Source organism: Streptomyces sp. NPDC020681, from assembly GCF_044334895.1.
Lineage (GTDB): Bacteria > Actinomycetota > Actinomycetes > Streptomycetales > Streptomycetaceae > Streptomyces.
Genome location: NZ_JBIRTX010000002.1, coordinates 718,045 through 738,759, shown reverse-complemented (window position 1 = coordinate 738,759; position 20,715 = coordinate 718,045). Strand labels below are relative to the sequence as shown.

General features: G+C 68.3%; 18 protein-coding genes and 5 tRNA genes. 12 read left to right on the top strand and 11 right to left on the bottom strand.

Annotation, left to right across the window (positions count from 1 at the left end):
* Nucleotides 1-19 precede the first annotated feature (19 nt).
* The 7 genes from ACH4YL_RS07035 to ACH4YL_RS07005 all read left to right on the top strand — a co-directional run bounded on the left by ACH4YL_RS07035 (nt 20) and on the right by ACH4YL_RS07005 (nt 6,507).
* Complete coding sequence (locus tag ACH4YL_RS07035) at nt 20-1,567, top strand: metallophosphoesterase (RefSeq protein WP_398505519.1); 1,548 nt, start codon at nt 20-22, stop codon at nt 1,565-1,567.
* Nucleotides 1,568-1,660: 93 nt separating this feature from the next.
* A tRNA-Glu gene (locus ACH4YL_RS07030) sits at nt 1,661-1,733 on the top strand.
* A 39-nt stretch (nt 1,734-1,772) separates the two neighbouring features.
* Nucleotides 1,773-1,847: transfer RNA gene (locus tag ACH4YL_RS07025), tRNA-Asp, on the top strand.
* Nucleotides 1,848-1,871: 24 nt separating this feature from the next.
* Nucleotides 1,872-1,948 (top strand) — tRNA-Phe (locus ACH4YL_RS07020).
* Between the two features lie 94 nt (nt 1,949-2,042).
* A complete protein-coding gene (hrpA, locus tag ACH4YL_RS07015) occupies nt 2,043-5,972 on the top strand; it encodes an ATP-dependent RNA helicase HrpA (RefSeq protein WP_398505518.1) in 3,930 nt (1,309 codons plus the stop codon).
* A 113-nt stretch (nt 5,973-6,085) separates the two neighbouring features.
* Nucleotides 6,086-6,160, top strand: a tRNA-Asp gene (locus ACH4YL_RS07010).
* A 152-nt stretch (nt 6,161-6,312) separates the two neighbouring features.
* Complete coding sequence (locus ACH4YL_RS07005) at nt 6,313-6,507, top strand: DUF6274 family protein (RefSeq protein ID WP_398505516.1); 195 nt, start codon at nt 6,313-6,315, stop codon at nt 6,505-6,507.
* Nucleotides 6,508-6,848: 341 nt separating this feature from the next.
* On the opposite strand, the gene bldC is transcribed toward ACH4YL_RS07005, so the two are convergent.
* Complete coding sequence (gene bldC / locus ACH4YL_RS07000; protein WP_003949541.1) at nt 6,849-7,055, bottom strand: developmental transcriptional regulator BldC; 207 nt, start codon at nt 7,053-7,055, stop codon at nt 6,849-6,851.
* A 510-nt stretch (nt 7,056-7,565) separates the two neighbouring features.
* Nucleotides 7,566-8,405 (bottom strand): hypothetical protein, encoded by an 840-nt coding sequence (locus tag ACH4YL_RS06995; protein ID WP_398505514.1) that lies wholly within the window; start codon nt 8,403-8,405, stop codon nt 7,566-7,568.
* A gap of 156 nt (nt 8,406-8,561) precedes the next feature.
* On the opposite strand from ACH4YL_RS06995, the gene ACH4YL_RS06990 reads away from it, so the two are divergent.
* Together ACH4YL_RS06990 and ACH4YL_RS06985 are read left to right on the top strand one after the other, a co-directional pair.
* On the top strand, nt 8,562-9,644 hold the full coding sequence (locus ACH4YL_RS06990; RefSeq protein WP_398505512.1) for a Leu/Phe/Val dehydrogenase: 1,083 nt from the start codon (nt 8,562-8,564) through the stop codon (nt 9,642-9,644).
* Between the two features lie 290 nt (nt 9,645-9,934).
* Nucleotides 9,935-10,186 (top strand): DUF3073 domain-containing protein, encoded by a 252-nt coding sequence (locus ACH4YL_RS06985; protein WP_360873139.1) that lies wholly within the window; start codon nt 9,935-9,937, stop codon nt 10,184-10,186.
* Between the two features lie 91 nt (nt 10,187-10,277).
* Here ACH4YL_RS06985 and purM read toward each other — a convergent pair whose 3' ends face one another.
* The 4 genes from purM to ACH4YL_RS06965 all read right to left on the bottom strand — a co-directional run bounded on the left by purM (nt 10,278) and on the right by ACH4YL_RS06965 (nt 14,670).
* On the bottom strand, nt 10,278-11,345 hold the full coding sequence (gene purM, locus ACH4YL_RS06980; RefSeq protein ID WP_398505510.1) for a phosphoribosylformylglycinamidine cyclo-ligase: 1,068 nt from the start codon (nt 11,343-11,345) through the stop codon (nt 10,278-10,280).
* Nucleotides 11,346-11,376: 31 nt separating this feature from the next.
* Nucleotides 11,377-12,894, bottom strand: coding sequence for an amidophosphoribosyltransferase (gene purF / locus ACH4YL_RS06975; protein ID WP_398505508.1), 1,518 nt, complete (start codon nt 12,892-12,894; stop codon nt 11,377-11,379).
* Nucleotides 12,895-12,992: 98 nt separating this feature from the next.
* Nucleotides 12,993-13,817, bottom strand: coding sequence for an META domain-containing protein (locus ACH4YL_RS06970; RefSeq protein ID WP_398505507.1), 825 nt, complete (start codon nt 13,815-13,817; stop codon nt 12,993-12,995).
* 61 nt (nt 13,818-13,878) lie between these two features.
* The gene (locus tag ACH4YL_RS06965; RefSeq protein WP_398505505.1) at nt 13,879-14,670 is read right to left on the bottom strand and encodes a sterol carrier family protein; all 792 of its coding nucleotides are present in this window, start codon (nt 14,668-14,670) and stop codon (nt 13,879-13,881) included.
* A gap of 93 nt (nt 14,671-14,763) precedes the next feature.
* On the opposite strand from ACH4YL_RS06965, the gene ACH4YL_RS06960 reads away from it, so the two are divergent.
* Nucleotides 14,764-15,165 carry a nuclear transport factor 2 family protein gene (locus ACH4YL_RS06960; protein ID WP_398505503.1) on the top strand — a complete coding sequence of 134 codons (402 nt, stop codon included), beginning with the start codon at nt 14,764-14,766 and terminating at the stop codon, nt 15,163-15,165.
* Nucleotides 15,166-15,210: 45 nt separating this feature from the next.
* Here the strand turns inward: ACH4YL_RS06960 and ACH4YL_RS06955 are convergent, their stop codons facing one another.
* From ACH4YL_RS06955 to purS, 5 genes are all read right to left on the bottom strand, one after another.
* Nucleotides 15,211-16,074 (bottom strand): M23 family metallopeptidase, encoded by an 864-nt coding sequence (locus ACH4YL_RS06955; RefSeq protein WP_398505501.1) that lies wholly within the window; start codon nt 16,072-16,074, stop codon nt 15,211-15,213.
* A gap of 10 nt (nt 16,075-16,084) precedes the next feature.
* A complete protein-coding gene (locus ACH4YL_RS06950) occupies nt 16,085-16,585 on the bottom strand; it encodes an ArsR/SmtB family transcription factor (RefSeq protein ID WP_398505499.1) in 501 nt (166 codons plus the stop codon).
* Between the two features lie 130 nt (nt 16,586-16,715).
* Nucleotides 16,716-18,965, bottom strand: coding sequence for a phosphoribosylformylglycinamidine synthase subunit PurL (purL, locus tag ACH4YL_RS06945; RefSeq protein ID WP_398505497.1), 2,250 nt, complete (start codon nt 18,963-18,965; stop codon nt 16,716-16,718).
* Nucleotides 18,962-19,642, bottom strand: a complete 681-nt coding sequence (gene purQ, locus ACH4YL_RS06940; RefSeq protein WP_398505495.1) for a phosphoribosylformylglycinamidine synthase subunit PurQ — start codon at nt 19,640-19,642, stop codon at nt 18,962-18,964. The genes purL and purQ overlap by 4 nt, the downstream gene beginning before the upstream one ends.
* Entirely contained in the window at nt 19,639-19,884 is a 246-nt protein-coding gene (gene purS, locus ACH4YL_RS06935; RefSeq protein ID WP_215092426.1) for a phosphoribosylformylglycinamidine synthase subunit PurS, read from the bottom strand. Before purS ends, purQ begins: the two co-directional genes overlap by 4 nt.
* Nucleotides 19,885-20,175: 291 nt before the next feature.
* Here purS and ACH4YL_RS06930 point away from each other — a divergent pair, with 291 nt between their 5' ends.
* Nucleotides 20,176-20,511, top strand: a complete 336-nt coding sequence (locus ACH4YL_RS06930) for an Lsr2 family protein (protein WP_398505493.1) — start codon at nt 20,176-20,178, stop codon at nt 20,509-20,511.
* Between the two features lie 111 nt (nt 20,512-20,622).
* A tRNA-Gly gene (locus ACH4YL_RS06925) sits at nt 20,623-20,694 on the top strand.
* The last annotated feature ends 21 nt before the right edge of the window (nt 20,695-20,715 follow it).

Here is a 20,715-nt window from a genome sequence, read left to right as displayed (position 1 = left end):
CGATGGGCATACGGGACCAATGGCACGCGTACGCGAAGCCCCGGCACCGATCCGAGCCACGCTGACCCGCCTCCGCCGCCTCTATCGCTCGCGCCACACCGGCCCCACCAGCATCCTTGTCCACACCCCGCACCCGTGGACCCGCGCGCTCGGCCTCATCGCCGTCGTCCTGCTCGGCGCCTGGCTCGGCCTGCTGATCGTCGGCAGCGTCCGTACGCCCGTCGGCCCGATGGACACGAGCATGACCCTGCGCCCGAACCTCACCGGCGGCACCAAGATCAATGTGTCCCCGCTCGGCGCGCTGGAGCTCGACTCCCATGTCGCGCCCATCCGTCTCGACGTCGACGTCGACCGGCTCGACCCGGAGCGCTCCCAGGCCCTGGTCGACCACCCGGAACGGCTCTCCGGCCTCCAGGACGAGGTCGCCCGCGACGTGGCGGACGGCACCACCGAGCTGGCCGTGCGCTCCTGCGTCGCCGTCGTCTCCGGCGCGACCGCACTAGGCCTCGCCGTCTACCGCCGGCCACGGCGCGCCCTGGCGGCCGGCGGCCTGGCCCTGGCGCTGCTCGCCGCCTCCGGCACCTCCGCGTACGCCACCTGGAACCCCAAGTCCGTGCTGGAGCCGAAGTTCTCCGGACTGCTCGCGAGCGCCCCGTCCGTCGTCGGCGACGCCCGCTCGATCGTCACCGAATTCGACGTCTACCAGAAGGAGTTGGCTCGCCTGGTCACCAATGTGACCAAGCTGTACGACGCGACGTCCACCCTCCCGACATACCGGCCGGACCCGCTCACCATGCGCGTGCTGCATGTCTCCGACATCCATCTCAACCCGGCGGCGTGGCACATCATCGGCTCGCTCGTGGAGCAGTACGGAATCGACGTGATCATCGACTCCGGCGACACGATGGACCACGGAGCCGCGGCCGAGAACGGCTTTCTCGACCCGATCCCGGACCTGGGCGCGCCGTATGTGTGGGTGCGCGGCAACCACGACTCCGGCATCACCCAGGCGTATCTCTCCGGCCTCAAGAACGTGCACGTCCTCGACAACGGCAGGGCCGTCACCATCGCGGGCCTGCGCATCGCCGGCACCGGCGACCCCCAGTTCACCCCCGACCGCTCGGTGGTCGCCCAGGGCGACCCGGCCGAACGCATGGCCGGCATCCGCCTCGCCTCCGCCCTGCGCGACCAGGCACGGGCCGGTACGCCGGTGGACATCGCGGTCGCCCACAACCCGGTCGCTGCGCGCGAGGCCGACGGCGAGGTGCCGCTCGTCCTGGCCGGCCATGTCCACCACAGAGAGACGGAGGTACTGCCGCTCGGCACCCGCCTGAAGGTCGAGGGCTCGACCGGCGGCGGAGGGCTGCGCGCGGTGCAGAACGAGAAGCCGGAGAAGGTACGGGCGTCGGTGCTGTATCTGGACCGCACCACGCGGCGGCTGCAGGCGTGGGACGAGATCACGCTGGGCGGCCTGGGCCTGACGACGGCAGAGGTCAGCCGCCATCTGCCGGAGGAGAACCAGCCGGGCGCGACCCCGTCCCCGAGCGCCCCTTCGCCGTCCCCCTGACCGGCGCCCTAAACCGTTTTGGCGATCCCTCCCTGCATCCCATATGCTTCTCACGTCCCCGACGCGCTGCGAAGCGCCCAGGCGGGCCTCTTAGCCCTCATCGTCTAGTGGCCCAGGACGCCGCCCTTTCAAGGCGGTAGCACGGGTTCGAATCCCGTTGGGGGCACGCAAAATCGTGTGCGAGACTTGTGCTCGCACATTGCTTGGTCCTGTGGAGCAGTTTGGAGTGCTCGCCACCCTGTCAAGGTGGAGGCCGCGGGTTCAAATCCCGTCAGGACCGCTGTGGTCATGTATGTGACCGCGTGGCTGGGTAGCTCAGTTGGTACGAGCGATCGCCTGAAAAGCGATAGGTCGCCGGTTCGACCCCGGCCCCAGCCACCAACCGAAGGCCCCGTCCGCTGGACGGGGCCTTCGTCGTCCCCCGAACGAAATGCGTTCGCCAGTGCTTTCCCGGGGGTGCGATCCTGGCATCCGTATGTCTACTTCCTTCGCCGACCTTCAGACCCTGCTGGCCGGGGTGTCGCTGCGCGACGCCCACCGGCTCGGCCGGCGTGTCGAAGGCGCCCGCCGCATCCGCAAGCCCGAGGCGCGGCAGGCCGTGCTCGACGAGATCGCCACCGAGGCAGGCAGGGCCAAGGAGCGGCTCGATCTGCGTGCCGCGCGTGCGCCCGAGGTCAGCTACCCGGAGCAGCTACCGGTCAGCCAGAAGAAGGACGAGATCCTCGAGGCGATACGGGACCACCAGGTGGTGATCGTCGCGGGTGAGACCGGCTCCGGCAAGACGACCCAGATCCCCAAGATCTGTATGGAGCTGGGCCGGGGCGTACGCGGCATGATCGGCCATACGCAGCCGCGACGGATCGCCGCCCGTACCGTCGCGGAACGCGTCGCGGAGGAACTCCGCACCCCGCTGGGCGAGGCCGTCGGCTGGAAGGTCCGGTTCACCGACCAGGTCAACCAGGACGCGACGTTCCTCAAGCTGATGACGGACGGCATCCTGCTCGCCGAGATCCAGACGGACCGCGAGCTGCGCGCCTACGACACGATCATCATCGACGAGGCCCACGAGCGGTCTCTCAACATCGACTTCCTGCTCGGCTATCTCGCCCAGCTCCTGCCCAAGCGGCCGGACCTGAAGGTGGTCATCACCTCCGCGACCATCGACCCGGAGCGCTTCTCGCGCCACTTCGGCGACGCGCCGATCGTCGAGGTCAGCGGCCGTACGTACCCGGTCGAAGTGCGATACCGGCCCCTCCTCGAGGACGAGAGCGAGGAGAGCGACCGCGACCAGATCACCGCGATCTGCGACGCCGTCGAGGAGCTTCAGGGCGAGGGCAAGGGCGACATCCTGGTCTTTCTCTCCGGAGAGCGCGAGATCCGCGACACGGCGGACGCGCTGAACAAGAAGGCGTACCGATTCACCGAGGTGCTGCCGCTGTACGCGCGGCTCTCGCACGCCGAGCAGAACCGTGTCTTCCAGCCCCACACCGGCCGCCGGGTCGTCCTCGCCACCAACGTCGCCGAGACCTCCCTCACCGTCCCCGGCATCAAGTACGTGATCGACCCCGGCACCGCCCGTATCTCCCGCTACAGCCATCGCACCAAGGTCCAGCGGCTGCCGATCGAGCGGATCAGCCAGGCCAGCGCCAACCAGCGCAAGGGCCGCTGTGGCCGTACGTCCGACGGCATCTGCGTCCGGCTCTACGCCGAGGACGACTTCGAGGCCCGCCCGGAGTTCACGGACGCCGAGATCCTCCGTACGAACCTGGCCTCCGTCATCCTGCAGATGACCGCGGCCGGGCTCGGCGACATCGAGAAGTTCCCCTTCATCGACCCGCCGGACCACCGCAACATCCGCGACGGCGTCCAACTCCTCCAGGAACTGGGCGCGTTCGACCCGGCGCAGAAGGATCCGAAGAAGAAGCTCACCCCGCTCGGCCGCAAGCTCGCGCAGCTGCCGGTCGACCCGCGCCTCGCCCGTATGGTCATCGAGGCCGACAAGAACGGCTGCGTACGCGAGGTCATGGTGATCGCGGCCGCGCTCTCCATCCAGGACCCGCGTGAGCGGCCGGCGGACAAGCAGACACAGGCCGACCAGCAGCACGCCCGGTTCAAGGACGAGACCTCCGACTTCCTCGCCTTCCTGAACCTCTGGCGGTACGTCCGCGAGCAGCAGAAGGAACGCGGATCGTCCAGCTTCCGCCGGATGTGCAAGCAGGAGTATCTGAACTTCCTGCGCATTCGCGAATGGCAGGACATCTACGCCCAGCTGCGCCAGGTCGCCAAGACCATGGGCATCCACATCAACGAGGACGACGCCCCGGAGACAAGCGTCCACACCTCGCTTCTCGCGGGGCTCCTCAGCCACATCGGGCTCAAGGACACCGACAAGAACGAGTACCTGGGCGCGCGCAGCGCCAAGTTCGCGATCTTCCCCGGCTCGGCGCTGTTCAAGAAGCCGCCGCGCTTCATCATGTCCGCCGAGCTCGTCGAGACGTCCCGGCTGTGGGCCCGGGTCAACGCCAAGGTCGAGCCGGAGTGGATCGAGCCGGTCGCGCAGCACCTGCTCAAGCGCACCTACAGCGAGCCGCACTGGGAGAAGGACCAGGCGGCGGTGATGGCGTACGAGAAGGTCACGCTGTACGGCGTGCCGATCGTCGCCCAGCGCAAGGTGAACTACGGCCGGATCGACCCGGAGATCTCGCGCGAGCTTTTCATCCGCAACGCGCTGGTCGAGGGCGACTGGCGCACACACCACAAGTTCTTCTCGGACAACCGCAGACTCCTCACCGAGGTCGAGGAGCTGGAGCACCGGGCCCGTCGCCGCGACATCCTCGTGGACGACGAGACACTCTTCGACTTCTACGACCAGCGGGTGCCCGAACACGTGGTGTCCGGCGCGCACTTCGACTCCTGGTGGAAGCACAAGCGCCACGAGGAGCCCGAACTCCTCGACTTCGAGCGCGAGATGCTCATCAACGAGAAGGCCGGCGCGGTCACCAAGGACGACTATCCGGACGCCTGGCGGCAGGGCGAGCTGAAATTCAGGGTCACGTACCAGTTCGAGCCCGGCGCCGACGCGGACGGCGTCACCGTCCACGTCCCGCTCCAGGTGCTCAACCAGGTCACGGACGAGGGCTTCGACTGGCAGATCCCCGGCCTGCGCGAAGAGGTCGTCATCGAGCTGATCCGCTCGCTGCCGAAGCCGATCCGCCGCCACTACGTCCCGGCGCCGAACTACGCGAAGGCGTTCCTGGAGCGGGCCGTGCCCCTGCAGGAGCCGCTGCCGGTCACGATGGCCCGCGAGCTCCAGCGGATGGTCGGCGTGCCGGTCACCGCGGACGACTTCGATCTCGCGAAGGTCCCGGACCACTTGAAGATCACGTTCCGGATCGTCGACGAGCGCCGCAAGAAGCTCGCCGAGGACAAGGACCTCGAGGCGCTGAGTCTCCGGCTGAAGCCCAAGGCGCGCCAGGCCCTCTCCAAGGCCGCGGCCGCCGCCACGACCGGCCCGTCCGGCTCCGGCCAGTCGCTGGAGCGCTCGGGCCTCACGGACTGGACGATCGGCACGCTCACCCGCGTCTTCGAGACCCGGCGGGCCGGCCAGCCCGTCAAGGCGTACCCGGCGCTGGTCGACGACGGCGAGACCGTCTCCGTACGGCTCTTCGACACCGAGGCCGAGCAGCAGCAGGCGATGTGGCGCGGCACCCGGAAGCTGATCCTGCTGGGGATCCCGGTGAACCCTGCCAAGTTCGCCTCGGACCGGCTCAGCAACCAGCAGAAGCTCGCGCTGTCCCGCAATCCGCACGGCTCGGTCCAGGCGCTCTTCGACGACTGCGCGTCGGCCGCCGCGGACAAGCTGATCGCCGACCACGGCGGACCGGCCTGGGACGAGGAGTCCTACCGGAAGCTGTACGACAAGGTGCGCGCGGATCTCGTGGACGCGACCGTACGCACGGTGGGCCAGGTGCAGCAGATCCTCGCGGCGTGGCAGGCCTGTGAACGCCGTCTCAAGGCGACGAACAGCCTGACGCTCGTCAACAACGTCCAGGACGTACGGGAGCAGCTGGCGGCGCTGATGCCGGCGGGCTTCGTCACCAGGACGGGACTGCGGCGGCTGCCGGACCTGATGCGCTATCTGGTCGCCGTGGACCGCCGGCTCCAGCAGATGCCGACGGGGGTCCAGCGGGACACCACACGCATGGAGAAGGTCCAGGAGATGCAGGACGAGTACGCCTGGCTCCTGGAGCAGCTGCCCCAGGGCCGGCCGGTCCCGCAGGAGGTCCTGGACATCCGCTGGATGATCGAGGAGCTGCGGGTCAGCTACTTCGCGCACGCGCTGGGCACGGCGCATCCGGTCTCCGACAAGCGCATCGTGAAGGCGATCGACGCGGCGGCGCCCTGACCCGGCGGGGCGCCTTGCATCGAGTTCGACCGCACCCACTGACCTGCTGTACAGTCTCTCTCGCAGCCAGGCGCACGCAGTGACAACTTGCGAGCGTGGGCATGCGAAAACCTGGTCCTGTGGAGCAGTTTGGAGTGCTCGCCACCCTGTCAAGGTGGAGGCCGCGGGTTCAAATCCCGTCAGGACCGCGCGTAGGAATCGAAGGCCCGCACCTCAAGAGGTGCGGGCCTTCGGCGTTTCCCGCCCTTGACGGCGTCATCTGCCACCGGTACCCAATGACTAGGGCCTGCCTTTCCACAAGACAGGCCCTACGGGACGGCACACACCGGAGGTGACGTGCATGGCGGCGTCCGCAGCGAGGCAGCACGAGACCAGAGCGCTTCTGCGCGCCCATCTGAAGGCCGCGTCCGGCTATCGGCATCTGACCCGCCACTGCCCCATCTGCCATCGCCTCCTACGGCTCGCCATGGAGCCCTCGGCCGAGCCGGCCGCCGAGCCACCCGCCGCCGAGGACCCGGGTCACGCCGCCAAGTGAGTCGGTGGCAGGCCCGACTTGCGCAAGGGTTGTGCAGTGTGACGGGAGTCACCGCACGGGTTTTCAGAAGTGGGGAATTTACCCCCTCCCTACAACCAACCAATTTAATATGTGCAATTGCACCACCCTCTGAGCACCACCGCGGCCTCCCGACCGCCCCTCCCCGGGGCGCAAACCGGGGCACACACCAGGGCACAAAAAGATCGCGCTGGACCCGGCGGAGTCCAGCGCGATCGATGCCGTTCGATGATGACGTCAGTTGGGGCTGACGCCCGTCATGTGGAGCTATAAGGGGGTTAACCGGGATAGGGGTCCCGGAATCGCCCGATCAACGGGGTGTGTCAGGCCTCGCTGCGCTGCTGCGGAATGCCCGCAAGCAGTGCGCGGACCTCTGCCTCGCGGTACCGGCGATGTCCACCGAGCGTGCGGATGGACGTGAGCTTGCCAGCCTTGGCCCAACGGGTGACCGTCTTCGGGTCCACGCGGAACATCGTGGCAACCTCAGCCGGGGTCAGCAGCGGCTCGGCATCAGGGGTGCGAGCGGTCATGAGCGGCCTCCTCGGGAGAACCGAACCTTCTCGGTTCTTTCCTCTAAATTCTGCACCTTGACCCGCGTTGCCCGAAATGGGCGGACGCGGGCCGAGTCGGTTATAGGACGAACGGCTTGTCCTCGGCACTACAACTACACCATCTGTCCAGCCACGTCGGCCAAACCGACGGAATTGCCCTCTGAGGTGTTCATCAACGGCGGAAGTCCGATGGACCATGCCATAACGGACAGTCACGCCACAGTGACGATCAGTCACAGAGCGATCAGGAGTCATCAGACCCCCCATAGAGCGCAATGCCGAGTATTCCACCCATACTTGGACGGAAGGAGTCCTCCCCGGACTCCTTGTCCTATTTTGACACGAGGGTAGGCGATGGGCGCAAGGGCCTGGTTAGTGCCGTCCGTCACGCTTGAGGCAAAGGCCCGGATCGGGACCTACGTCCTGGACCGAGGACCTCGAGGGTTGTCATCGAGGACCTCAATGGTCGTCAAGGACCCACACAATCGCTCAGTTGGCGAACTGAAGGTCTCTCACAGCACGCCACCGTTCCACAAGCCTGGCGTACGCCTCACCCGCGCCCTCGCTGTCGCCGGCCCGCAGCGCGCCGATGCCGGCCGCCACGTCCGCCGCCGAGTGGTCCTCCGCGAGCTGGGGCGCGCTCAGCGCGTGCACCAGCCCGCCGTAGTCCAGCTCGACCAGCGAACGCGGATGGAACTCCTCCAGCCACCGCCCGACGTCCACCAGGCCCTCGGCAAGACCGCCCTCGTCCACCGAGTCCCGCAGCGTCTTCAGCGCCCGCGCCACCCGGCGCCTGGCCTGCACCATGGGCGTGCGGTAGCGCAGCACGGCCGCCGCCGGCCCGGCCGGCTCGTACTCGCGCTCGGAGTCCGAGAAGAGCACGAACCAGCGCACCGGCACCTGCCAGACCGCCGTCCTGATCCACGGCCGCGCGTCCGGGTTGCGCTCGCGCCACTGCTCGTAGTCCGCGGCAGCCTGTCCGCGCACCACCGGCGGCAGCACCGCGTCCAGCAGCGGCGTCGGCAGCTGGTCCGCCAGCGACTCCAGCGCCAGCCAGCCGCGCAGCCGGGTCCGCCACGGGCAGACGCAGACCACCTCGTCCACCTCGGTCACGAACGCGTCGCCGCTCTCGTGGACCGGCACCGGCACCGGCGGCGTCGGGAGCAAGTCCGCCAGCGAGCGCCGGAGTTCGTCCTGAGCGGTGGGTGTGGACTCGCGCCGGGCGTACCGCGCCCAGTGGCTGCGTTCAGGCTCCGGGAATGCCGCCAGCGGCTCGTAGACCCGCAGGTAGGCCGCGTAAGGAACGAGGACCGAGGACAGCGCTGGCATGTCGCGAATCCTTCCACGCCAGTACTCCGCCAGGGGGTGATCCTCAGCACCTCGTCGGATCTACGCTGGCGTAGCACTTACCCTCGTGCCCAACTGGGACTTCCCCACCCGCAGGAAGTCCTTCATCCCGCCGCTTCGTACTTGGGAGTCACCACCGTGACCGATGTGACCGACGGCGTCCTGCACACCCTGTTCCACTCCGACCAGGGCGGCCACGAACAAGTCGTGCTGTGCCAGGACCGCGCCTCAGGCCTGAAGGCCGTCATCGCCATCCACTCGACCGCTCTGGGCCCCGCCCTCGGCGGCACCCGCTTCTATCCGTACGTCTCCGAGGAGGAGGCCGTCGCGGACGCGCTGAACCTCTCGCGCGGGATGTCGTACAAGAACGCCATGGCCGGCCTCGACCACGGCGGCGGCAAGGCCGTGATCATCGGCGACCCGGAGAGGATCAAGAGCGAGGAGCTGCTCCTCGCCTACGGCCGGTTCGTCGACTCCCTCGGCGGCCGCTATGTGACGGCCTGTGACGTCGGCACGTACGTCGCCGACATGGACGTCGTCGCACGCGAGACCCGCTGGGCCACCGGCCGCTCGCCGGAGAACGGCGGCGCCGGCGACTCCTCCGTCCTCACCGCTTACGGCGTCTTCCAGGGCATGCGCGCCTCGGCCCAGCACCTGTGGGGCGACCCGACGCTGCGCGGCCGCAAGGTCGGCGTCGCGGGCGTCGGCAAGGTCGGCCACCACCTGGTCGAGCACCTGCTCCAGGACGGCGCGGAGGTCGTCATCACCGATGTGCGCGAGGAGTCCGTACGCCGGATTCTCGACAAGCACCCGCAGATCATCGCCGTCGCGGACACGGACGCGCTGATCCGCACCGAGGGCCTGGACGTCTACGCGCCCTGTGCGCTCGGCGGCGCCCTGAACGACGACTCCGTGCCCGCGCTCACCGCCACGGTGGTCTGCGGAGCGGCCAACAACCAGCTCGCGCACCCGGGCGTCGAGAAGGACCTCGCCGACCGCGGGATCCTCTACGCGCCCGACTACGTGGTGAACGCCGGTGGCGTGATCCAGGTCGCCGACGAGCTGCACGGCTTCGACTTCGACCGCTGCAAGGCGAAGGCGTCGAAGATCTTCGACACCACGCTGGCAATATTCGCACGTGCGAAGGAAGACGGGATTCCGCCGGCCGCCGCGGCCGACCGGATCGCCGAGCACCGCATGGCGGAAGCCCGCAAGCGCTGACGTCGCCGGGCCGGCCCGCCGCCCCCGAGAGGGCCCTGGGAGACAAGACTCACCCGGAGTCGGCGGGTCGGCTGCCAAGAAGAGGTTAAAATCGCAGTTGACCAGCGGGGACAGGGCTCCCCGCGGGTCCTGCCAAGTGGCGCGTCATGCGGGCGGCGTACCGTATGGCCGCGGAAGCAGGTACCGTTGAAGCCCTACGGACCGGTCTCTCCGCGGAGAGCCCGTTCCGAATCATGAACGCGTGTCAAGACTCTGGGGCCGTCGAGCCCCGTCACCGAGGGGGTCGAGCCATGGGGCGCGGCCGGGCCAAGGCCAAGCAGACAAAGGTCGCCCGCCAGCTGAAGTACAACAGCGGCGGGACTGACCTGTCGCGTCTGGCCAACGAGCTGGGCGCTTCGACTTCGAGTCAGCCTCCGAACGGCGAGCCGTTCGAGGACGACGACGAGGAAGACGACCCGTACGCACAGTACGCGGATCTGTACAACGACGACGATGACGAGGACGACGAGTCCGGTCCGTCGTCACAGCGCCGCGGCGCTTGACGTTGTACTGAGCCGTTTCACTAGGCACACACCGACCCGGTCCGGGATGCACCCCGGACCGGGTTCTGTGCTGTTCAGCTTGCGACGGCGGTCAACTTGAGTACGTGCCGGTCAGCGCCGCACCTGTGGTGTGCTCGCCGCGGTCGGTGATCTCGCCGGCCACCCAGGCGTCGACGCCGCGGTCCGCGAGCGTGGCCAGCGCCACGTCCACCGACTCCTCGGGGACGACGGCGATCATGCCGACGCCCATGTTCAGCGTCTTCTCCAGTTCGAGCTGCTCGACCTGGCCCGTCCTGCCGACGAGATCGAAGACCGGGCCCGGAGTCCAGGTCGAACGGTCGACGATCGCGTGCAGTCCGTCCGGAACGACCCGCGCCAGGTTGCTGGCGAGACCGCCGCCGGTGATGTGGCTGAAGGCGTGCACCTCACAGGTCCGGGTCAGCGCCAGGCAGTCCAGCGAGTAGATCTTCGTGGGCTCGAGGAGTTCCTCGCCCAGCGTCCGGCCGAACTCCTCGACCTGCTGCTCCAGCGCCAGCTTCGCGCGGTCGAACAGCACGTGCCGGACCAGCGAATACCCGTTGGAGTGAAGGCCGGAGGACGCCATGGCGATGACCGCGTCACCCGTACGGATACGATCCGCGCCCAGCAGACGGTCGGCCTCGACCACTCCCGTACCGGCGCCGGCGACATCGAAGTCGTCCTCGCCGAGCAGGCCCGGGTGCTCGGCGGTCTCGCCGCCGACCAGCGCGCAGCCGGCCAGCACACAGCCCTCGGCGATGCCCTTCACGATGGCGGCGACGCGCTCGGGGTGGACCTTGCCGACGCAGATGTAGTCGGTCATGAACAGCGGCTCGGCGCCGCAGACCACCAGGTCGTCGACGACCATGCCGACGAGGTCGTGACCGATCGTGTCGTAGACGCCCATCCGGCGGGCGAGGTCGACCTTCGTGCCGACGCCGTCGGTGGCGGAGGCGAGCAGCGGACGCTCATAGCGCTTGAGGGCGGAGGCGTCGAAGAGACCGGCGAAACCGCCGAGGCCGCCGAGGACCTCGGGGCGCTGTGTCTTCTTGACCCACTCCTTCATCAGCTCGACGGCGCGGTCACCCGCTTCGATGTCGACGCCCGCGGCTGCGTAGCTGGCACCGGTTGTCTCAGGCATGGCTGGGAGCTTTCGTGTCGTACTGCAGGGGTTACGGACGACGGAGCGCGTCGGCGGCGTCGGCGCCGCCCGCCAGCTCGGTCTCCAGAAGCTGCTTACCGAGCAGCTCGGGGTCGGGAAGGTCCATCGGGTACTCGCCGTCGAAGCAGGCGCGGCAGAGATTCGGCTTGGCGATGGTGGTCGCCTCGATCATGCCGTCGAGGGAGATGTACGAGAGCGAGTCGGCGCCCAGCGACGTGCCGATCTCCTCGATCGTCATGCCGTTGGCGATCAGCTCGGCGCGGGTCGCGAAGTCGATGCCGAAGAAGCACGGCCACTTCACCGGCGGGGAAGAGATCCGGATGTGGACCTCGGCGGCGCCGGCCTCGCGGAGCATCTTGACCAGGGCGCGCTGGGTGTTTCCGCGGACGATCGAGTCGTCGACGACGACCAGGCGCTTGCCGCGGATGACTTCCTTGAGGGGGTTCAGCTTCAGGCGGATGCCGAGCTGACGGATGGTCTGCGACGGCTGGATGAAGGTGCGGCCGACATAGGCGTTCTTCACCAGGCCGGAGCCGTACGGGATGCCGCTGGCCTCGGCGTAGCCGATCGCGGCGGGGGTGCCGGACTCCGGCGTCGCTATCACCAGATCGGCGTCGACCGGGGCTTCCTTGGCAAGCCTGCGGCCCATCTCGACACGGGAGAGATAGACGTTCCGGCCGGCGATGTCGGTGTCCGGACGGGCGAGATAGACGTACTCGAAGACACAGCCCTTGGGCTTCGCTTCCGCGAAGCGGGAGGTGCGGAGACCATTCTCGTCGATGGCGATCATCTCGCCGGGCTCGATCTCGCGGACATAGCTCGCACCGCAGATGTCGAGTGCGGCGGACTCGCTCGCGACGACCCAGCCGCGGTCGAGGCGGCCGAGGACGAGCGGGCGGATGCCCTGCGGGTCGCGGGCGGCGTACAGCGTGCCCTCGTCCATGAAGACCAGCGAGAACGCGCCCAGGACCTCCGGGAGGACCTTGGCGGCCGCTTCCTCTATCGTCAGCGGCTTGCCGTCGCCGTCGACCTGGCCCGCGAGGAGCGCGGTGACGAGGTCGGTGTCATTGGTGGCGGCGACCTGGGTGGCGCGGCCGTCCTGGCGCGGGAGGTCGGCGACCATCTCGGCGAGCTGGGCGGTATTGACCAGATTGCCGTTGTGGCCGAGCGCGATCGAGCCGTGGGCGGTGGCCCGGAAGGTCGGCTGAGCGTTCTCCCACACGGAGGCGCCGGTGGTCGAGTAGCGGGCATGACCGACCGCGATATGGCCCCGGAGAGAGCCGAGCGAAGTCTCGTCGAAGACCTGGGAGACAAGGCCCATGTCCTTGAAGACAAGGATCTGCGAGCCGTTGCTCACCGCGATTCCCGCGGATTCCTGGCCGCGATGCTGGAGGGCGTAGAGCCCAAAATAAGTGAGCTTTGCGACCTCTTCGCCGGGAGCCCAGACACCGAAGACGCCACAAGCGTCCTGGGGGCCTTTCTCACCGGGGAGCAGATCGTGATTGAGTCGACCGTCACCACGTGGCACGGCACCGAGTGTAGGCGAGATCGACCACTGGTCCGAATTGGGGATGGTGGATCACCCCTCAGAGGGCACTCCGGGCCACCGGCAAACGGCCCGGCCGGTCACTTCACAGGGGCCGCCGTCGCGGACACTCCCGTGCCGTTAGGGCCGGTGAGGGACAGTCCGCGGTGCTCCACCTTGTACGTCACATTTCCTTCCAGCACCTTCAGCAGATGGCTCTCGAGCGTCATCGCCGTGCCCGCGCACATACGCCGCGTCGTCGCGAGACGGCCGAAGGTGATCGTGTCGCCGGAGATCTTTGCCGTGCTCGTGAAGTTGTTGCAGCCGAGGTTGCCGCGCACGGAACCGTCCTTGCCGAAGGTCAGATGCGCGTTCTTCTCCGTGCCGGCCGGCAGCGAGGCCGCGACCTCGCCGGTGACCAGCGAGTTCACCGTCCACTTGGTGCCGACCAGTGGGGCCGCGGGCTCAGAGGTGAGTGTGATCGAGTCGCCCTTCTCGGTGGTCAGGGTGAGCTTCTTCTCGGCGTCGGCGAGTTTCGCCTTGAGCTTGCCGGTGAACGTGTCGCGCAGTGCGTTCTCGAAGCCCTGGACGTCCTCGGCGCAGGCCATCTCGGTCATCTCGCCGGGGCCGACGGTGATCGTGTCGCCGTCGACGGTGACGTCCGCGCCGAAGTGGTTGCAGCCGTAGTTGCCCTGCGCACGGCCCTTCTCGGTGATCTCGACATGCGCACCACCGGGTGCCGCGGACTTCTTTCCGTCGACGGTCACGCTGTCGACGGTCCAGTGCACGCCGGTGAGCGGCAGATCGGTCGCCACGGAGCCGCCGGAATCGGCGCCGGACCCGGAATCCGATCCCGATTCCGTGCCGCACGCGGCGAGCGCGAGGAGGGCCAGGGCGGTGAAAGGAATGCTCAGCTGGTTACGCATACCCATGGGACGGGGCGGGTGAGGCTCCGGTTCCACCCTGCAAACACCGCTACGACAGGCCTTAGCCGAGGATCGGCAGCAGCGGTCCGAGGTCCGCGCGCTCCCCGCTCGCGCTGACCTTCGCCGCGTCCAGCGCCTCGGCCCAGCCCGTACGCCCGGTGGCCAGCCGGATCCAGGTCAGCGGATCGGTCTCGACGACATTGGGCGGGGTGCCGCGGGTGTGCCGGGGGCCCTCGACGCACTGCACGACGGCGTACGGCGGCACACGCACCTCGACCGAGCCGCCGGGCGCCTTCATCGCGAGCGCGTCGGCCAGCAGCCGGGTGCAGGCCGCCAGCGCCTGACGGTCGTACGGGACGGCGAGGCCGGTCGCCTCGTTCAGATCGTCGGTGTGGACGATCAGCTCGACCGTTCGCGTCACCAGGAAGTCCGCAAGGCGCATGCCTCCGAAACGCGTTGGCACCAGACGGTCGTCCGACGCCCCGGGCAAGAGCTCCTGTATGCGAGCCCCCGTGCTCGCATACAGCTTGCCGATGTCCCAGCGCGCCGCGACGGCCCTGGTGTCCTCGTCGACCCGCCCGGCGGCCGTGGCGGTGGCGAACGGCCAGTCCAGCAGCGCGACTTCCTGTTTCTGGGCCTCGGGAAGTCCCAGGTACCTGCCGACGACCCCGACGGCCGTGGCGAGATGCACGGTCAGTTCGCGCACGGTCCAGTCCCCGAGGCGCGTCGGCAGCTCGAACTGCTCGGGCGCGAGTGTGCCGACCGCTTTCCGTACGTGTTCGAACTGCGCGAGAACGGCCGTGCGGGTCTTGGCGGAGTCATAACTGCGGAGGCGTTTCTTGGCCGGAGGCATGTGCCCGAGATTAGTCAGTCCCGCCGCATGGCAGGGGTCCCTTACTCGGCGGAAGATAAAAAGGGGCGGAGTGGCAAAGGGAAGGAAATGACCATGGGTGAGCACCCGGACAGCGCCCTGGTGCGCCGGGGCTACGAAGCATTCAGCAAAGGAGACATGGACACACTCGGCACGCTGATGACGACGGACTGTGTTCATCACTCCCCGGGATCGAGTCAGGTCTCCGGGCACTTCAAGGGCCGGGACAACGTCCTGGACATGTACCGGCGGATGGGCGAACTCACCGAGGGAACCATGCGTGTCAAGCTGGAAACCGTTCTGGCGGACGGGCGCGGGCACGCGATGTCGGTCCACAAGTTCTATGCCGAGCGAGGCGATCGCGGCATCGAAATGAAAGGCGGGCTGTTCTTCACCATCGTCGGCGGCAAGATCAGCGATATCGACGAATGCAGTGAGGACATCGACGAAGAGGACGCCTTCTGGGGCGCAGGCTGACGTCGGCCACCTGGGGACGGCCCTCCCGCTGCCCTCCTGATGCGTTCAGGAGGGCAGCTGACGCGTTCGGGAGGGCAGCGTCTGCTCCGCCGCCGTGAACGACTCACCGTTCGCGGGCACGCCTATGTTCCGCCAGCGGAACGGGATGCCTCGCGCGGTGTCGACATCCGGCCCGTCCATCAGCTGGAAGTGGACATGCGGCTCGGTGGAGTTGCCCGAGTTCCCGCAGCGGGCCACCTGCTGACCCGCACGCACCCGGTCGCCGACCCGGACTTCGAGCGAGCCGTGCCGCAGATGCGCGTACATCGCGTACGTACCGTCGCCGAGGTCGAGGACCAGGTGATTGCCGGTGACCCAGCCCGCGCCGCCCAGAGCCCGGACGGCGCTCTCTATCAGCAGCAAGTAGAGCAGCGCGAGCAGTGAATTGCGGCTCAGATGGTCGCGCCTGCTGTCGTCCGCGCGCACGACCGTGGCATCGGCGACGGCGAGCAGTGGGGCGTCGAAGGCCGGGAAGTCCTGGCTGCGGCGGGCGATCGGCCAGAGCCAGGCGAACGCCGGGCGTATGCCCTCCTCCGGCTCGGCCACGATGTCGATCGCGTACGTCTGCCCGTACTGGTGCGTGCCATGGCTCGGCACCCTGTCGGTGGGGCTGTTCAAGGCGGACCACCGGCCGGTGACCGGAGCTTCGGTCACAACCGGCTCCCGAGTCCCGCCGGCGAACCGCCGCCGGTCGGCACGGGCCAGCGCGACGGTGATGGCGATCGCGCCCAGCGCGGGCAGCCAGCCCAGCCACCAGTTGTACGGCAGGTCCACAAAGACTGAAGCGAGCGCCTGCAGGCCGAACACCAGCCACAGCACGCGGTTCACGATGACCGCGGTCTTGCGGTCCGACGCCTTACGAACAGACATGGAATTCCCCCTATGGACGGCCCGCGGCCAGCACCACGAGCAGCGGCACGACACGCGCGCCCGGCACCTCGTAGCGGCCACGGCTCGTGGTGTGCAGCCAGCCCGCGCCGGTCAGCTGGCGCAGATGGTGGTAGATCTGGCCGGTGGTGCCGAGGCCTTCGAGCTCGGTGAGCTCGGCCGCGGTGCGCCGGCCGCCGAGTATCTCGCGCAGCAGCCGCAACCGGACCGGATGGCCGAGCGCGGCGAAGGAGTCGGCGGCATCGGACCAGTCGTCGTCGAGCAGCCCGTCCGTGAGCGCGCCGTACTGCCATTCGTACCGCTCCTGCGTCGGCAGGCGTACGGCTCCGGTGAACAGCACGCCGCCGTCGGGCGCCTCGACCTCGGCGAGCTGAGACTTGAGCCCTTCCAGCGCCCAGAAGTCACCCTCGACCAGCTTCGGACCCCCGCGGTCCTCCTTCACCAGCGCAGCGAGCCGGCGTTCCAGCTCGGTGACGCGTTCCTCCAGATCCATGACCACCAATATACGTAACTACGTAATCTCGCACAATGGATGTGGACAGGAGACCTGGGCGAGCGATGTGGACAAGCAAAGAGCCCCTGCCCGGAAAAGACCCGGGCAGGGGCTCAAACAGCGGAACGGCTCAGACCAGCAGGCCCGGGATCGTCGCCTCGTGCGCCGTGCGCAGCTCGCTCAGCGCGACGCTGAACTCGCCCTGCACGTCCACGGAGTCACCGTCCACGACACCGATCCGGGTCACCGGCAGCCCGCGCGCCCCGCACATGTCGGTGAAGCGAAGCTCCTCGCTGCGCGGCACCGCCACGACCGCGCGCCCCGCCGACTCGCTGAACAGGAAGGTGAAGGCGTCAAGACCGTCCGGCACGACCAGCCGCGCGCCCGTGCCGCCGCGCAGGCAGGACTCGACGACCGCCTGGATCAGACCGCCGTCCGACAGGTCGTGCGCCGCGTCGATCATGCCGTCGCGCGAGGCCGAGATCAGGATCTCGCCCAGCAGCTTCTCGCGGTCCAGGTCCACGGCGGGCGGCAGTCCGCCGAGGTGGTCGTGGATCACCTGGGACCAGGCCGAGCCGCCGAACTCCTCCTTGGTGTCACCCAGCAGGTAGAGCAGCTGGCCCTCCTCGCGGAAGGCGATCGGCGTACGGCGGTTGACGTCGTCGATCACACCGAGGACCGCCACGACCGGCGTCGGGTGGATCGCCGTCTCGCCGGTCTGGTTGTACAGCGAGACATTGCCGCCGGTCACCGGCGTGCCGAGCTGCAGGCAGCCGTCCGCGAGACCGCGCGTGGCCTCGGCGAACTGCCACATGACGGCCGGGTCCTCGGGCGAACCGAAGTTCAGGCAGTCCGAGATGGCGAGCGGCTTGGCGCCGGAGGCGGCGACATTGCGGTACGCCTCCGCCAGCGCGAGCTGCGCGCCCATGTACGGGTCGAGCTTCGCGTACCGGCCGTTGCCGTCGGTCGCCATGGCCACGCCCAGATTCGACTCCTCGTCGATCCGGACCATGCCCGCGTCCTCCGGCTGCGCCAGCACGGTGTTGCCCTGCACAAAGCGGTCGTACTGGTCGGTGATCCACGCCTTCGACGCCTGGTTCGGCGATGCGACCAGCTTCAGCACCTGCTCGCGCAGCTCGGCCGAAGTCGCGGGCCGGGCAAGCTTGTTGGCGTCGTCGGCCTGGAGCGCGTCCTGCCACTCCGGACGGGCGTACGGACGGTGGTAGACCGGGCCCTCGTGGGCGACGGTCCGCGGCGGTACGTCGACGATCTGCTCGCCGTGCCAGAAGATCTCCAGCCGCTCGCCCTCGGTCACCTCACCGATCACGGTGGCGATGACGTCCCACTTCTCGCAGATCTCCATGAACCGGTCGACCTTGTCCGGCTCGACGATCGCGCACATGCGCTCCTGCGACTCGCTCATGAGGATCTCCTCGGGCGAGAGCGTCGCATCGCGCAGCGGCACCGTGTCGAGCTCGATGCGCATGCCGCCGGAACCGGCCGACGCCAGCTCGCTCGTGGCGCAGGACAGGCCCGCACCTCCGAGGTCCTGGATGCCCGCGACCAGCTTCTCCTTGAAGATCTCGAGCGTGCACTCGATAAGGAGCTTCTCCTGGAACGGGTCGCCGACCTGGACCGCCGGCCGCTTGGCCGGACCGGTCGACTCGAAGGTCTCGGACGCGAGGACCGAGACGCCGCCGATGCCGTCGCCGCCGGTGCGGGCGCCGTACAGGATGACCTTGTTGCCGGGGCCCGACGCCTGCGCGAGGTGGATGTCCTCGTGCTTCATCACGCCGATGCAGCCGGCGTTGACCAGCGGGTTGCCCTGGTAGCACTCGTCGAAGACGACCTCGCCGCCGATGTTCGGCAGGCCGAGGCAGTTGCCGTAGCCGCCGATGCCCGCGACGACGCCCGGCAGCACGCGCTTGGTGTCCGGGTGGTCGGCCGCGCCGAAGCGCAGCGGGTCGACGACGGCGACCGGTCGGGCGCCCATGGCGAGGATGTCGCGGACGATGCCGCCGACGCCGGTGGCCGCGCCCTGGTAGGGCTCGATGTACGACGGGTGGTTGTGCGACTCGACCTTGAAGGTGACCGCGTAGCCCTGGCCGACGTCGACGACGCCCGCGTTCTCGCCGATCCCGACGAGCATGGCGTCGTTCTCGGGGACCTTCTCGCCGAACTGCTTCAGATGGACCTTGCTGCTCTTGTACGAGCAGTGCTCGGACCACATGACGGAGTACATGGCGAGCTCGGCGCCGGTGGGACGGCGGTCGAGGATCTCGCGGATGCGCGCGTACTCGTCCTGCTTGAGGCCGAGTTCCTTCCACGGCTGCTCGACGTCCGGGGTCCCCGTCGCGTGCTTGACAGTGTCCAGAGTCATGAGCTGACCAGCTTCTTGAGGATCGAGGTGAAGAAGGCGAGGCCGTCCGTGCGGCCGGTGCCGATCAGGGGCTCGACGGCATGCTCGGGGTGCGGCATCAGGCCGACGACATTGCCGACGGCGTTGGTGATGCCCGCGATGTCACGGAGCGAGCCGTTCGGGTTCCCGTCGAGATAGCGGAAGGCGACCCGGCCCTCGGCCTCGAGCTCGTCCAGCACCCGCTCGTCAGCGACGTACCGGCCGTCGATGTTCTTCAGCGGTACGGAGATCTCCTGGCCCTGTTCGTAGTCGGCGGTCCAGGCGGTGTCCGCGTTCTCCACCCGCAGCTTCTGGTCGCGGCAGATGAAGTGCAGATGGTTGTTGCGGAGCATCGCGCCGGGCAGCAGATGCGACTCGGTGAGGATCTGGAAGCCGTTGCAGATGCCGAGAACCGGCAGGCCCGCCTTCGCCCCGTCGATGATCGTCTCCATCACCGGGGAGAACCGCGAGATGGCTCCGGCCCGCAGATAGTCGCCGTACGAGAAGCCGCCGGCGAGGACCACCGCGTCGACCTGCTTGAGGTCCTTGTCGCGGTGCCAGAGCAATACGGGCTCGGCGCCGGCGAGACGTACGGCCCGCAGGCTGTCCCGGTCGTCGAGCGTGCCGGGGAAGGTGACGACGCCGATGCGAGCCGTCACGACTCCACCTTCACGACGAAGTCCTCGATGACGGTGTTGGCGAGGAACGTTTCGGCCATCTCATGGATGCGGGCGAGGGCGGCGTCGTCGACCGGGCCCTCCACCTCGAGCTCGAAGCGCTTTCCCTGACGTACGTCCGCGATCCCGTCGAATCCGAGGCGGGGCAGTGCGCGCTGCACCGCTTGTCCCTGGGGGTCGAGGATCTCGGGCTTGAGCATGACGTCGACTACGACGCGTGCCACGGGCACTCCCGGTGGTGTGTTGCGATGGCGGTTCCATCAGCGTACCCGGCTGGAAAATCTACGCGGGTAGATATCTGGCGAACGTCTGGCGTAACGTTCGGAGAAAATCCGGGAAAAAATTACCGCCTGCCATTGCCAAGGACACGCGCATGCAATTGCATGGGCTTCACAATGCGGCGCAACTCGCTGTACAAAGGAATACAGAGGAAAGCAGCATTGCCCCTCAGCAGCCGGAAAGCCGGTATCGCCCCATGTCAGAACCGGTGATACCGCAGGAAAGGACCGAGATCCGTGGCTCAGCGAGTAGTGGTCACACTCTCCGACGACATCGACGGCGGAGAAGCGGCGGAAACGGTCACGTTCGCCCTGGACGGGAAGTCGTACGAGATCGACCTCAATCCCGCCAATGCAAAGAAACTGCGCAAGACCCTGGCGCCGTACATGGCCGCCGGCCGAAAGCAGACAAACGCCGGGAAGCGCGACAAGTCCCGCATCACCTACCGGCACACCGCGGTTGAGCCCGCGCCCGCGGCCGTTCGAGCCTGGGCGCAGTCCAACAAGATGGACGTGCCGGCCCGCGGCCGCATCCCCAAGGCGGTCTACGAGGCGTTCCGCGAGGCCAGTTGAGAAGCGGCCGAGAGACGCGCGCCGATCCGAGTTGCACTGCACCCCCGCTGGTCGGCTAGAGTCTGCAGCACGCCGAGGGGCGAGGCCGCAAGGTCCGGCCTCACGCAGCGTGCGGGTGTAGTTCAGTAGTAGAACATCCCCCTTCCAGGGGGAAGGCGCAGTGTGCAATTCCTGTCACCCGCTCTCATCGCTTTACCGGGCCAC